This window comes from Streptomyces sp. LS1784 (assembly GCF_020103755.1).
Lineage (GTDB): Bacteria > Actinomycetota > Actinomycetes > Streptomycetales > Streptomycetaceae > Kitasatospora.
Map to the genome: position 1 here is coordinate 1 of NZ_JAHSQD010000218.1, position 12,737 is coordinate 12,737.

Here is a 12,737-nt window from a genome sequence, read left to right on the forward strand (position 1 = left end):
CACCGGCGCCGTCGCGGCGTCCGAACCGACGCCACTGCGGCCGGCGGCACCGGCGCCCGCCGGCCGGCGCCTGCGGCCGGCGGTGCGCAAACCGCTGGTCGTCCTGCACGTCGTCGCCTCGGTGAGCTGGCTGGCGCTGATGCTCTGCCTGCTCACCCTGGGCGTGACGGCGCTGACCACCGGGGACGCCGACCGGCTGCGCACCGCCTACCGGGCGATGGGACTGCTCGGTGACGCGCTGATCCTGCCGCTGAGCCTGCTCACCTTCCTGAGCGGGGTGGCGCTCGGGCTCGGCACGTCCTGGGGGCTGTTCCGGCACTACTGGGTGAGCACCAAGTTCTGGCTGACGCTCGGGGCGATGACGGCCTCCGTCCTCGCCCTCACCGATCGGCTGCACGATGCGGTGCGGGTGGCGGACGCACATCCGACCGGCCCGATCACGGTGGCGGACCTCGGCTTCGTCCGCTACAACACGGTGATCGTCCCGGCGGTGGCGCTGACGCTCTACCTGTTCAACGTGGTGCTGTCGGTGTACAAGCCCTGGGGCCGCCGCAAGGCCAGGACCACGGATCGCCGCAAGGCCGAGGCCGTGGGCGCCCGCAAGGCCGACGCTGCGGTGAGTCGCGCGGCCGAGGCCGCGGACACCCGTCGGGGCCGAATACCCGGGGCGGGCGCCTGATCGCCGGCCGCCGGCCTCGGCCCCGGACAGTGCGGGGAATGCCCGCACGGCGGGCGGGCGTTGTCCACCGACGTGACCAGCGCCGCGCCCAGGACCAGGCTCTCCGTGCTCGACCGCTCCCGGACCAGACAGGGCGAGGAGCCGGCCGAGGCGCTGCGGCACACGGTCGCCTTCGCCCGCGAGGCGGAGCGGCTCGGCTACCACCGGTTCTGGGTCTCCGAGCACCACGGCGTGCCGGGGGTGGCCGGATCGGCGCCCACCGTGCTCGCCGCGGCGGTGGCGGCGGCCACCACGCGAATCCGGGTCGGCACCGGCGGGGTGATGCTGCCCAACCATCAGCCGCTGGTGGTGGCCGAGCAGTTCGGGGTGCTGGCCGCGCTGTTCCCGGAGCGGATCGACATGGGGCTCGGGCGCTCGGTGGGTTTCACCGACGGTGTGCGGCGCGCGCTCGGGCGGGAGAAGGACGCTGCGGACGATTTCGGTGCCCAGCTGGCCGAACTGCTCGGCTACTTCGACGGTTCGCAGCAGGCGCACCGCGGAGTCCACGCCCGGCCGGCCGAGGGCCTGCACGTCCCGGCCTTCGTCCTGGCCACCGGCGCGGGCGCCGACCTGGCCGCCGATGCCGGGCTGCCACTGGTGATCGCCGCCGCGCGTGGGGAGGAGCGGATGCTGGCGGCGATCGACCGATACCGCACCCGGTTCCGCCCCTCCGCGCAGGCGACCGAGCCGTACGTGGTGGTCTCGGGCACGGTGGCGGTCGCCGACTCGGCCGAGCAGGCGTGCGAGCTGCTCGTCCCGGAGGCCTGGTCCGGCGCGTACTCCCGCACCCATGGCGAGTTCCCGCCGCTGGCCCCTGCCGCCGAGATCCGCTCCCGGGAGATGACCGCCCGGGAGCGGGCCGCGTACGAGCAGTCGCTCAAGGGCCACATCGCGGGCACCCCGGAGCATGCCGCCGCCGAGCTGGCGGCGCTGGTCGAGCGCAGCGGGGCGGACGAGTTCCTGGTCACCACCAGCACCTACGACCGCACCGCGCTGCTCGACTCCTACCGGCTCCTCGCCGAAGCCGTCGGCCAGGCCTGAGGGGGCGGAGAAGAGCCGGGCCGTCACCAGGGCCGGGCCGTCACCGGCCCCGGGCCCGGTTCGTCACACCCGGCGCCGTGTGTCACCGGGCCGCGTGCCGCCGCTCAGCCCGCGTCGACCTCGGTCGTCCCGAGCCGCGCGTAGACCTCCGGCCGCCGGGCCCGCAGCCGCCGGGCGATCCCGACGCCGGTCAGGAACACCACCGGCACGATCGCGACCAGCGGCCAGTTGACCTCCGGGCCGGCGCCGGTGAACAGGTCGAGCCGCCACACCACCAGCGCCGTGGCCCCGCACAGCAGCACGGTGGCGGCGAGCGGCGCCACGACCGTACGGAACACCCCGGTGCTCGCGGCGGCCGCCCCGTTGCGGCGGAAGAAGGCGAACACGGCGAGACCGGCCAGCGCCTGGAGCACCAGGATGCCGACCACTCCGGGGGAGTTCACCCAGAGGAAGAACTGGTTGTACGGGTCCGCCCCGATCAGCGCCGCCACCCCGACGGCCACCGCCGCCAGCACCGACTGCGCGATGCCGCCGATCCACGGCGAACCGTGGCGCGGGTGGATCCGGCCGAGCGCGGCCGGAGCGGCCTGCTCGGTCGCCAGCGCGTAGCCGTACCGGGTGATGGTGTTGTGGAAGGCGAGCAGCGCCGCGAGCAGGCTGGTGACGATCAGCACCCGCTGCACGTCCGTCGCCCAGCCGCCGACGTAGTCGGTCATCGCGGTGAAGAACATCCCGGCCGGGTCGGCGGTGGCGGTCGCGACGGCTTCGGTGTCACCGAAGGCCTGCACGATCATCCAGGTGACGAAGGTGTAGAAGAGGCCGAGGAAGGCGATCGCGGCGTAGGTCGCGCGCGGCACGGTGCGGTGCGGCTGCCGGGCCTCCTCGCGGTAGATCGCGGTGGCCTCGAAGCCGATGAAGGCGGCGAAGGAGAGCCCCAGCACCCCGCCCATCCCACCGGAGAACACGTGCTGCGGGGCGAACGAGGACAGGCTCAGCCCGTGCGCCCCGCCCTTGACCAGCACCGCCACCGCGAGCAGCAGCAGGATTCCGGTCTCGGCGATCAGCAGCGCTCCGAGCACCTTGGCACCGAGGCCTATCGAGCGGAAGCCGAGGAACCAGACCACCGCGACCCCGAGCAGCGCCCAGACCGGCCAGGGCAGGTCCAGCCCGAGCAGATCGGCGGCCGTCGTGTGGGCGAAGAAGCCGAAGGCCCCGAACATGCCGATCTGGATCGCGTTGTACGAGAGCACCGCGAGCAGCGCCGCACCCAGCCCGGCCGCCCGGCCGAGGCCGCGGGTGACGTAGGCGTAGAAGGCGCCCGCGTTGCGGACGTGCGTGGTCATGGCGGTGAACCCGACCGCGAAGAGCGCCAGCACCACGCCGGTGGCCAGGTAGGCGACCGGCGCGCCGATGCCGCCGAAGGAGATCGCGAACGGTGCCACGCCGGCCATCACGGTCAGTGGCGCGGCGGCGGCCACGACGAAGAAGACGATGTCACCGGTGCCCAGCACCCCGCGTCCCAGACCGCCGGGGGAGCCAGGGGAACCCGGGACGGCCGAGGAGGCCGGGGAGGCGGCGGGCCCGGCAGCAGCGGCGGAGCCGGGGGAGCGGTCGGGGGGACGGAGTGCGGAGGAGGCCGCGTCGGAGGGCAGGTTCATGGGGGAGCTCTCCTGAGTCGTACGAACGAGGGTGGGGCGGTCGGCGGCGGACACGCGTCGGCCGCCGACCGGGGGAACGAGGCAGGGCCGCCGTGGGGAACGGCCGGGACGGGAACGGGTCGGGAAGCCCGTCAGGGCGGGCAGTCGCGTCGCTTCAGCGCGTCGAGCGGTCGCCGTCACCGGGCGGGCCACCGTGGGTGCGCCGCCCGCCGAGCCAGGTGCCGGCCACCTCGATCGAGGCCAGCTCACCGGCCGGCACCGCGTACGGATCGGTGGCCAGGTGCACCAGGTCGGCCCGCATGCCCGGCCGCAGCACACCCCACTCGGCCTCCTCGAAGGCCTGGTGCGCCACGCCCGCCGAGTACGCCGCCAGCGCCTCGGTGAGCCCGATCCGTTCCTCGGGCAGCCAGCCGCCGTCCGGCAGGCCCTCCGCGGTCTGCCGGGTGACGGCGGTGGCCAGCCCGGCCAGCGGCTCGTAGCGGGTGACCGGCCAGTCGCTGCCGAAGGAGACCCGGGCGCCGCCGCGCAGCAGGGCGGCGATCCGGTACTGCCGGGAGCCGCGCTCCGGGCCGATCCGGGGCAGGGTGAGCTCGGTCATCAGCGGGTCGGTCTGCGCCCACAGCGGCTCGAAGTTGGCGATCACGCCGAGCTCGGCGAAGCGCGGCAGGTCGTCCGGGTGGACCAGCTGGACGTGCGCGATCACCGGCCGGCGGGGGCGCGCCCCGTTGCGGCGGGTAGCGGCCTCGACGGCGTCCAGCGCGATCCGCACGCCGCGGTCGCCGATGGCGTGGATGTGCGGCTGGAAACCCAGCGCGTCGACGGCGGTGACGGCCTCCGCCAGTTCGGCGCCGGTCCAGTTGGCGACGCCGTGGGAGTGCGGGCAGTCGCTGTACGGCTCCAGCAGCGCGGCCGTCCCGGACTCGATGACGCCGTCGGCGAAGAACTTGACCGCCCGCGCGCTGAGCCGCCCGCGCCCGGCGGCCTCGACCCGGTCGCGGTCGGCGGCCAGTCGGGGGAGCCGCGCGCGCCAGCCGTCCGGTTCGAGCAGCAGGGCGAGCCCGGCCCGGACCGGCAGGTCCTCCTCGGCGACGGCCGCCAGCCAGGTGTCCACCTGCGCGGGCTCGACCCAGGCGTCCTGGAGCCAGGTGAGCCCGGCGGCCGCGAGCGCGGCGGTGCTCTCCCGCAGCGCGGCGACCTGTTCGGCCAACGGTGGCGGCGGGACGAGTGCGAGGACGGGGTTGAGCGCACCGAACTCGCGCAGGGTGCCGAGCGGGCTGCCGTCCGGCCGGCGGACGATCTCACCACCCACCGGCTCGGGCGTGTCCGGCCCGTACCCGGCCCGGCGCAGCGCCTCGCTGTTGGCCCAGCCGGTGTGGTGGTCCATGGTGCGCAGCAGCACCGGCCGGTCCGGGACGGCGGCGTCGAGCAGCCGGGCGTCGAACAGCCCGCCCTCGGCCAGCCACGGGTTCACGGCGTCGCCGGTGATCCACTCGGCCTCGGGGTGCCGCTGCGCCCAGTCGCGGACGGCCGCCACGACCTGTTCCAGGCTGGTGCAGTCGCGCACCGGCACGCCGCGCAGGCCGATGCCGCCGAGCAGCGGGTGGACGTGGCCGTCGCCGAAGGAGGGCAGCAGGGCGCCGCCGTCGAGGTCGACGGTCTCGGTGCCTCCGTCGCGCAGGGCGAGGGCGGCGTCGCCGAGGGCGGCGATCCGCCCCGCGCTGACAGCGAGGGCATGGGTGCGGGGGAGGGCGGGGTCTCCGGTGTGGATCCGGCCGCCGGTGAAGATCGTTTCGGCGCGCATGCGGGGGTGTGCGTCCTCTCCGGGGCAGGGCAGGCCGACGAGTGCGCGGCCTGCCGAACCGAATGGGGTTCGGTTACCGTAGGCGCGGCACCGGCGGGTGTGGAAGAGTTTTACTGAAAGCCGTTCAGTAACGCTTGGATAACGACGATCTTGGTCTGTCGGGGCCGACGGGCCGCTCGGCGACCCCGAAGGTGAGGAACCGGGCATGCCCAGGCCGCGCACACCCCTGCTGGACCGGCAGCGCATCGTGGACACCGCGTTGCGGCTGGTCGACGAGGCGGGGGACCTCACCATCCCCGCCCTGGCCGGTGCGCTCAAGGTCAGCCCCTCCGCGCTCTACCACCACGTGGCCGGCCGGGCCGAGATCGTCGCGCTGATGCGCGCCGAGCTGGTGCGCACGATCGGTGAGCAGTCGATGTGGGACCAGTCCTGGGACGCGGCGCTGTGCACCTGGGCGCACGCCTACCGGGACGCCTTCGCCGAACACCCGGGCATCGTCCGGCTGCTCGCCACCGCGCCGCTTGCCGAATCGTTCATGCACGAGCTGTACGAGCGGGCCGTCGCCACCCTGGAGGACGCGGGCTTCGCCGCGCAGGACGTGATGGGCCTGATCACCGCCCTGGAGAGCTTCGTCCTGGGCTCGGCGCTGGACCTGGTCGCCCCGGACGTCATGGTCGACGCCGTGGACCGCGCCGCCACCCCGCGGCTGGCCGACGCCCTGGACGCCGTCCCCGCCGGGCGCGAGCGTGCCGACCGGGCCTTCGGGCTCGGGCTCGCCGCCCTGATCGAGGGTTACCGGGCGCTGCTGGGCTGACCGTCCGGTCCGTTCCGGGGCTCCGGCCGCGATTTCTGACCAGGCGTGATGACCTGCTAGTGTTCTTCCCGTCGAGAGGAAGTGATCTTCCGGGAAACGGAATCTCGAACAGGCGTCAGTGGTGCTACCAGAGCACGCCCTACTTTCAGTAGGGAGAGTCCGTGCGACCCGGGCCTGGCGCTCCAACCGAAGGGGCTCGTTCCATCCAGTGGAACGGGCCCCTTCGTCGTGTCCGGACTCCGCACCTGCCGTCGGTGTCCGCCCTTGCCGCCCATGACTGCGCCCTCATATCGCATATCCGGTCCCGAAACCCTCCCGTGCGGCCCGGTATCGGCCAAGGTCTCGTGCCAGGTGGCCGGTGAACGCCGCTCCAACCCCCCTGGTCCGCCGGTGGCATCGCCGCGTTCTCGGGGCTGATGCACCGTCATAGATTGGCTGGAACTGACTGCCATTGGTGTGAATATGCCATTGGAATGTTCGTCATATGGAATCCGGCAGTAGCCTTCCGTGTCGACCTAGCCACTGCTGGTGGTGAACCGGTCGGCGCCGCGCTGCGTCCGACCGCCCAGACCCCGCGAAGGAGCCGGTGTGCCCGGTATCGACGAATGCCTCTCCGGAGCGATGGCGATCGCCGGGGCCCGCGCCGCGAGCCTGGTCGACTGGAGCAGCGGGCTCGCCCTCGGCAGCCTCGGAGACAGCCCGACCGGAGAGCACGAGACCTCCGCCGCCGAGGCAACCGACCTGGTGCGGGCGGCTGTTGAGAGCCAGACCTTCACCGTGGCGGAGGACCGGCGGGCCCCGCTGGAGGACATCATCGTCACCGCCGGCCGCAGTTACCACCTGATCCGCTTCATCGACACCGTCTTCGACAGCAGGCTCGTCCTGCACCTCTGGCTGGACCGCGAGCAGGGCAACCTCGCCGCCGCCCGCTTCCGCCTCCAGGCGCTCGCCGAGGAACTGGTGCTGGGGTGAGCGCGTGACCGCCGCAACCGGCACCGCGCCTCCGCCCCCGGCGGAGGCCGCCACCCCGAGGACCCCGGGCGAGGCGCTCGCCCTGCTCGCCGACCGCCGCGCCACCGGCGCCCTGCACGGACCGCTCGGCAGCCTCCACCTGGTCGACGGACAGGTGACCGCTGCCGAGTCCTCCCGGGCGCCCGGCCTGGCCGACCTGCTCATCGGCTGTGGCCGGATCGCCCCCGAGGACTGGGCGGAGCTGCTGCGGGTCCACGGCCCGAGGTCGGAGGTCGGCGAGGCGCTGGTCGAACGTCGGCTGATCACCCGGGGAGAGCTCGAACTCGGCCACCTGGGAACGCTGTTCGACGCCGCGTTCTTCGTCCTCGCCGACCCGTCCGGCGGTGTCTGGCGGTTCGAGGCCGGCGCCCGGCACTGGCTCGGACCGGTCGCTGAGGTCGACCCGGCCCGGATCCGCCGCGAGGTCGAACGCCGTCGGCAGCTGCTCGACGGGATCTGGCCGTGGGCGCAGCTCGACACCGCTCCCGTCCGTCCGGCAGAGCACGGCCGCCGGCCGTCCCGCCGTCCGTGCGGCCGTCGGCGCCGCGAGCTGCTGGACCACGCCGACGGCCACAGGACTCCGGCGGACCTGGCCCGGCTGCTCGGCCGCTCCGGCTTCGGCGTGACGGCCGACATCCGACGGCTGGCCGCCGTCGGACTGCTGGACGCCCTGCGTCCGCCCGGCGCGCCGACGGCGGCCCCGGTGGCCGATGCTCCGCCGACGGCCGCTCCGGCAGCCGAAGTTCCCCCACCGGCCGCGAGTGGACCGGCCGGAGGGCTGCACCGCCGGGTCCCCGGCGCCAGTCTCCGGGGCGCCGGACTCCCCGGCGCCCCGGTCACGGCTGCCCCGGCCGCAGCCCGGACCGGGGCCGAGAGCCCAGCCGGAACCGACGCCCCCGCCGGAACCGAAGCCCCCGCCGGAACCGACGCCCCCACACGCTCCGAACGCCCGCCCACCACGGCAGCGGCCCACCCGCTGACCGTCCCCGACCCGGACATCGCGCTGCTGACCCGGATCCGAGACCTTCTGGAGGCCCGACTTTGACCGACTCCCCGCCCGCGACCCCGCCGTTCCGGCCATGAGGCGGGCGCTCAAGCAGCGTGTCGGAAGGAGACAACTGATCGCCTTGGAGACCGAGTTGCTCGCCGAACTGCGCGCCGTCAAACACCGCGTCCCGCACCTCGCGGGTGGCCTGGTCGCCAGCGTGGACGGCCTGTTGGTCGCACACGACACCCATGGCACCGAGCCGTCCGGCCTGGCCGCGATGACGGCGGCCTCGCTCTCCCTGGCCCAGCGGCTCGCCGACACCACCGGCCAGGGCGAGTTCCGCGAGTCGCTGGTGCGCGGCGAGAACGGCTACGTCGCCACCTACGCGGCCGGCGGCAGTTGCGTGCTGACCCTGCTGGCGCACCCGGACGTCAACGTCGGCCGGCTGCACCTGGAGGCCCGCCGCAGCGCGCAGCGCATCGCGGCGCTGCTCAACGACGCCCTCGTGCCCAAGGAGCCGCGCGACGCGGTCTGATCCGGACCAACCTCGACTCCACCGCGTCGCCGCACCAGGCGACACCTGAACCACCCATCACCGAAAGGGAGTTACCCAGATGACCGACGCAGCCGGCGCACTCAAGCAGGCCATGACCAGCATCGAGGGCGCCATCGGCGCGGCCCTGGTGGACTACAACAGCGGCATGGCGCTGGCCACCCTCGACGGCCCCGGCGGCCTGGACCTCAACGTCGCCGCCGCCGGCAACACCGACGTGGTGCGCGCCAAGATGCGCACCATGGACATGCTCGGCCTCCAGGACGGGATCGAGGACATCCTGATCACCCTGAGCAGCCAGTACCACCTGATCCGCCCGCTGACCGGCCGCACCGGCAAGGGCCTGTTCCTCTACCTCGCGCTGGACAAGTCGCGTGCCAACCTGGCGATGGCCCGCCACCAGCTGAGCAGGATCGAGGCCGACCTGGAGGTCTGACGCACTGCCCTGACGCGCCGCTCCGCCGCTCCGCCGCTCAGGCGCTCGGACGCTCAGGGTTCCGGACGAGGCACCGGCGGCGGCTCGGACGCCGCGGGGCCTCGTCCGGCGGACCTCGCAGCCCGGCAGGCCGGAGGCCCGGTCTCAGCCCTGCGGCAGGTCCGGTCCGACGGTCCGCCCGCGCACCAACTCGACCGGCCCGCCCGACCGCCCCCGGGCGGCCAGTGCGGCGGCCGTACGGTCCCAGGACGGGCCGGTCAGCAGCGCCTGCGCCTCGGCCGGATCGCAGAGCCGCCACTCCATCAGCTCCTCCTCCGGCAGTGCGATCGAGCCGAGCATCCGCTCCGTCACCGTGCCCCCGTCGAAGACGTACACCAGGACGGCGGTGTCCCGGCCGGTCGCCGGGTCCGCCTCCGGGTCGGCCGCCGCGCCCGGCAGCCAGTCCAGCGCCAGCAGCGGCCCCGGCTCGACCTCCCAGCCGAGCTCCTCGCGGATCTCCCGCCGGGCCGCCGCCCGGGGCATCTCCCGGTCCGCCTCGACCCCACCGCCCGGCAGTGTCCAGTACGGCACCTGCCCGCGCGGCCCGTCCCACGGCCGCAGCCGCACCAGCAGCACCCGGCCGGCGGCGTCGGTGAACAGCGCCCGTGCCTTCGCCCGGATGCGCGGCCGGGTGGCGTAGTAGGTCTCCCGGTCCATGGGCGGCTCCGGCGGCTCCTCGGCCGACGGCGTCAGGCCCGGTGCCGCAGCCAGTCCGGCGTACTCGGGCACCGGCCCGTCGGTGGGCAGCCGCCCGAGCGTGTGCCCGGCCGGTCGGCTGTCCTCCAGCTCCAGCGGCCCGGCTTCGCGCGGGGCCCGCAGGCAGGCCGTCACCCGGCGCGACCGCCGCGGTGGCAGCGCGTGCCCGGCCTGCTCCGGCGTCAGCCAGGTCCAGCCGCCGACCTCCGCCGCGTCCGGCCGGAACGCCGCCGCCTGTTCGGCCGTCAGCGGCTCGGCCCAGTACAGGTACGCGACGATCGGCCGGTCACCCTCGCGCAGCAGCGCCCAGTCCACGCAGGCGAGCGGTCCCAGCCGGGGCGTGAAGCCCAACTCCTCGCGGATCTCCCGCAGGGCGGTCTCCCGGGGCGACCGGTCCGCCGGCTCCCACCCGCCGCCCGGGATCGCCACCGGATGCCTCCGGTCGTACGGCAGCCGCACCACCAGCACCCGTCCCGCCCCGTCCGGGAACAGCACCCCTGCCGCCGCCAGAACCTCCCGCCCGACCGTGCTCGCGTTCTCCACCCCGGCTCCCTCCGTCACGCTCTCCCCGGACACGACAACCCGGGCCACCCGGATGGTTCCCGCACGGCGGCACCGCCGATCACCACGAACGGGCGACCCCCGCCGTCCCCTCGCCCCGGCAGGCTCGCCGCCCCGGCGCACCGCTCACCCCAGCGAGGCCAGTGCCTGCGCCGCGGCCCGCGCCATCTGCTCGTCGTGCCTCCCGCTTCCGCCGCGCAGCCGGGCCACGCCCTCCGCGGCGGCCAGCGCGAGCAGGCCCGGCAGCAGGTCGGTGCTGCGGGCGGCGAGCCAGCGGGTGCCCTGGGTGGCCATCCACCAGACGTCCGCGGCCAGGCCCGGTGGTGGTTCGGCCGGGGCGGTGGCCGGGGGCGAGCCGAGAGAGTGGCCGGCTTCGGTGAGCAGGTCGTGGAACCGCCGGGCGATCAGGTGGTGGCCCTCGGCGCTGGGGTGCAGACGGTCCACGCTCAGCAGTCGGCGCTCCGCCGGCCACGGCAGGTCGGCGATGTGCAGGTGCACCGCCCGGTGGCGTTCGGTGAGGGTGTGCACCACGGCGTTGACCGCCCGCATCCGGCGTGCCAGCGGACGGGCGAGCGGCGCCGGGAGCCGGAGCAGGCTGCCCGGGTCGGGCAGACAGGCGGTGAGCAGCCTGGCGCCGTGGCCGGACAGTTCACCCATCGTGGCGTCCAGCTCCAGCGTGGTGCGGCGGATGTCGAAGCCCGTGCGCAGCGTGTCGTTGCCGCCGACCACCACCGCCGCCAGCTGTGGCCGAAGTGCCAGTGCCGCAGGTAGTTGACGGTATGTCAACTCCGTGGTGAGTGCCCCGCTGTACGCCAGGTTGGTGAACTCGACGTCCCGTCCGGCGGGCGCCAGTGAGCCGGCGAGGACGGCGGCCCAGCCGCGCCGGCTCTCGCCGACCTGGTCCCCGACCCCCTCCGTCAGCGAGTCCCCGAGCGCGACGAAGCGCAGCAGTTCGCCCGCCGCGGGCCGCTCCTCCGCCGCCCGGTCACGTCCGGCTTCCAGCATGCTCGTCCCGACCCCCGTCCACCGCCTCGTCGTTGCGCACGCCGTGTGCCGCCAGGAACGCCGTCACCGCCGCCGGCCAGCCGTACCGTTCGGCCTGAGCCCGGGCGGCGGCCCGTCGCTGCTCCTCCGGCCGTTCCAGCAACTGCCCTACCGCGGAGGCGAATCCGCTACCGGTGTCGGCGGCCGCCACCCCGGCGGGCCCGACCAGGCCGGGCAGTGCGGAGGAGTGGCTGACCGCCACCGGGGTCCCGCAGGCCAGCGCCTCCATCGCCGCCAGTCCGAAGGTCTCCACCGGGCCGGGCGCGAGCACCACGTCCGCGCAGCCCAGCAGTCGGGCCAGCTCCGCCCGCTCGCCCAGGTGGCCGAGGAAGCGCACCGGCAGCCGCAGCCGTGCGGCCCGGGCCGCCAGCCGTTCCCGCAGCGGGCCGGTCCCGGCCACCACCAGGACGGCGGGCCTGCGCCGGGCCCGTAGGGCGGCGAGTGCCTCGATCGCCCGCTCGGGCCGTTTCTCCGCCGAGAGCCGGGAGCAGAGCACCAGCAGCGTTTCTTCCGGGGCGGCGTACCGCGCCCGCTCGGCTGCCCGTGCGTTCGGCGGCAGCGGGTGCATCGTGTCCAGATCCACTCCCAGCGGGGCCCGGACCAGGTTCGGGGTGCCGATCCGCCGGAACTCCGCCGCCGCCCAGTCGGTGGTACAGAGCACCGAGTCGTAGCCGCGGGCCGTGGCCGCGTTGAGCCGGTCGGCCGCCGCGCCCGCCAGCGGGCCGGGCACGCCCCAGGTGCGCAGCACCCCGGCGGCGCTCTCGTGCGAGACCATCACCGAGCGCACCCCGTGGCGCCGTGCCCAGGCGCCGGTCCAGCGCAGCGTGGTGCGGTCGGACACCTCCAGGCGGTCGGGGGAGAACCTGGTCAGTTCGGCGGCGACCGCCCGCCGGTCGGTGAGCAGCCGGTAGCCGCCGCCGGCCGGCAGCACGGGGCCGGGCAGGGTGACCACCACGCCCTGCTCGGTCTCCTCCTCGGAGCGCCGCTCGCCGGGGACGATGAGCACCGGACGGTGCCCGGCCGCCCGGTACCCGGAGCCCAGGTGGCGCAGCGCGGTGCGCAGGCCGCCGGAGACCGGGGTGACGAAGTTGGCGAGCCGGACGATCGTCAGCGCGCCGGGGCCGGGAACGGAGGTCATGCCGGCAGCTCCTCCGGCAGGACGGGCGCCACCGGCTCGGCCGACGCCGGGGGAGCGGGCGGCAGCGGCCGTCCGTGGTGCTCCGCCACCACCTCGGCGTAGTGCCGCAGCAGCAGGTCCCCGACCGCTTCCCAGGTGCGCGCGGTCACCTCGTCCCGGCCGGCCTGCCCGTACGCGGCCCGCCGCGCCGGGTCGGCGGCCAGCTCGGCCACTGCCCGGGCCACCGCCGTGCCGTCCCG

12 protein-coding genes and 1 pseudogene are annotated in these 12,737 nt (G+C 75.1%); 7 read left to right on the top strand and 6 right to left on the bottom strand.

Translation table 11 applies throughout. The features are described 5' to 3' along the window. Together KS423_RS23625 and KS423_RS23630 are read left to right on the top strand one after the other, a co-directional pair. Nucleotides 1–679 (top strand): hypothetical protein (locus KS423_RS23625; protein WP_308020237.1); only part of this gene is annotated, 679 nt, incomplete at its 5' end. A 60-nt stretch (nt 680–739) separates the two neighbouring features. Further along, complete coding sequence (locus tag KS423_RS23630; RefSeq protein WP_224281643.1) at nt 740–1,759, top strand: MsnO8 family LLM class oxidoreductase; 1,020 nt, start codon at nt 740–742, stop codon at nt 1,757–1,759. 104 nt (nt 1,760–1,863) lie between these two features. On the opposite strand, the gene KS423_RS23635 is transcribed toward KS423_RS23630, so the two are convergent. Next, the gene (locus KS423_RS23635) at nt 1,864–3,417 is read right to left on the bottom strand and encodes an APC family permease (protein WP_224281644.1); all 1,554 of its coding nucleotides are present in this window, start codon (nt 3,415–3,417) and stop codon (nt 1,864–1,866) included. 154 nt (nt 3,418–3,571) lie between these two features. Continuing rightward, entirely contained in the window at nt 3,572–5,218 is a 1,647-nt protein-coding gene (locus tag KS423_RS23640; RefSeq protein ID WP_224281645.1) for an amidohydrolase, read from the bottom strand. 205 nt (nt 5,219–5,423) lie between these two features. On the opposite strand from KS423_RS23640, the gene KS423_RS23645 reads away from it, so the two are divergent. The 5 genes from KS423_RS23645 (at nt 5,424) to KS423_RS23665 (ending at nt 9,020) form a co-directional block, all read left to right on the top strand. Beyond that, nucleotides 5,424–6,032, top strand: a complete 609-nt coding sequence (locus KS423_RS23645; protein WP_224281646.1) for a TetR/AcrR family transcriptional regulator C-terminal domain-containing protein — start codon at nt 5,424–5,426, stop codon at nt 6,030–6,032. A gap of 588 nt (nt 6,033–6,620) precedes the next feature. Next, nucleotides 6,621–7,004 carry a hypothetical protein gene (locus KS423_RS23650; RefSeq protein ID WP_224281647.1) on the top strand — a complete coding sequence of 128 codons (384 nt, stop codon included), beginning with the start codon at nt 6,621–6,623 and terminating at the stop codon, nt 7,002–7,004. Between the two features lie 4 nt (nt 7,005–7,008). Next, nucleotides 7,009–8,088, top strand: coding sequence for a hypothetical protein (locus KS423_RS23655; RefSeq protein WP_224281648.1), 1,080 nt, complete (start codon nt 7,009–7,011; stop codon nt 8,086–8,088). A gap of 82 nt (nt 8,089–8,170) precedes the next feature. Further along, on the top strand, nt 8,171–8,566 hold the full coding sequence (locus KS423_RS23660) for a roadblock/LC7 domain-containing protein (RefSeq protein WP_308020238.1): 396 nt from the start codon (nt 8,171–8,173) through the stop codon (nt 8,564–8,566). A 79-nt stretch (nt 8,567–8,645) separates the two neighbouring features. Beyond that, nucleotides 8,646–9,020, top strand: coding sequence for a hypothetical protein (locus tag KS423_RS23665; RefSeq protein WP_224281651.1), 375 nt, complete (start codon nt 8,646–8,648; stop codon nt 9,018–9,020). Nucleotides 9,021–9,164: 144 nt separating this feature from the next. Here KS423_RS23665 and KS423_RS23670 read toward each other — a convergent pair whose 3' ends face one another. The 4 genes and pseudogenes from KS423_RS23670 to KS423_RS23685 all read right to left on the bottom strand — a co-directional run. Further along, complete coding sequence (locus KS423_RS23670) at nt 9,165–10,298, bottom strand: NUDIX hydrolase (RefSeq protein ID WP_224281653.1); 1,134 nt, start codon at nt 10,296–10,298, stop codon at nt 9,165–9,167. Nucleotides 10,299–10,442: 144 nt separating this feature from the next. Further along, nucleotides 10,443–11,321 carry an SGNH/GDSL hydrolase family protein gene (locus tag KS423_RS23675; RefSeq protein ID WP_224281654.1) on the bottom strand — a complete coding sequence of 293 codons (879 nt, stop codon included), beginning with the start codon at nt 11,319–11,321 and terminating at the stop codon, nt 10,443–10,445. After that, complete coding sequence (locus tag KS423_RS23680) at nt 11,302–12,498, bottom strand: glycosyltransferase (protein WP_224281655.1); 1,197 nt, start codon at nt 12,496–12,498, stop codon at nt 11,302–11,304. The genes KS423_RS23675 and KS423_RS23680 overlap by 20 nt, the downstream gene beginning before the upstream one ends. Next, a pseudogene (locus KS423_RS23685) lies at nt 12,495–12,737 on the bottom strand (glycosyltransferase family 1 protein); the annotation flags it as partial. The gene KS423_RS23680 and the pseudogene KS423_RS23685, both read right to left, overlap by 4 nt.

Bases quoted from the DNA above. Each gene is read 5' to 3' on its own strand.
- KS423_RS23680 (WP_224281655.1), bottom strand. From the start codon at position 12,498: ATGACCTCCGTTCCCGGCCCCGGCGCGCTGACGATCGTCCGGCTCGCC.
- KS423_RS23675 (WP_224281654.1), bottom strand. From the start codon at position 11,321: ATGCTGGAAGCCGGACGTGACCGGGCGGCGGAGGAGCGGCCCGCGGCG.
- KS423_RS23665 (WP_224281651.1), top strand. From the start codon at position 8,646: ATGACCGACGCAGCCGGCGCACTCAAGCAGGCCATGACCAGCATCGAG.
- KS423_RS23640 (WP_224281645.1), bottom strand. From the start codon at position 5,218: ATGCGCGCCGAAACGATCTTCACCGGCGGCCGGATCCACACCGGAGAC.
- KS423_RS23645 (WP_224281646.1), top strand. From the start codon at position 5,424: ATGCCCAGGCCGCGCACACCCCTGCTGGACCGGCAGCGCATCGTGGAC.
- KS423_RS23635 (WP_224281644.1), bottom strand. From the start codon at position 3,417: ATGAACCTGCCCTCCGACGCGGCCTCCTCCGCACTCCGTCCCCCCGAC.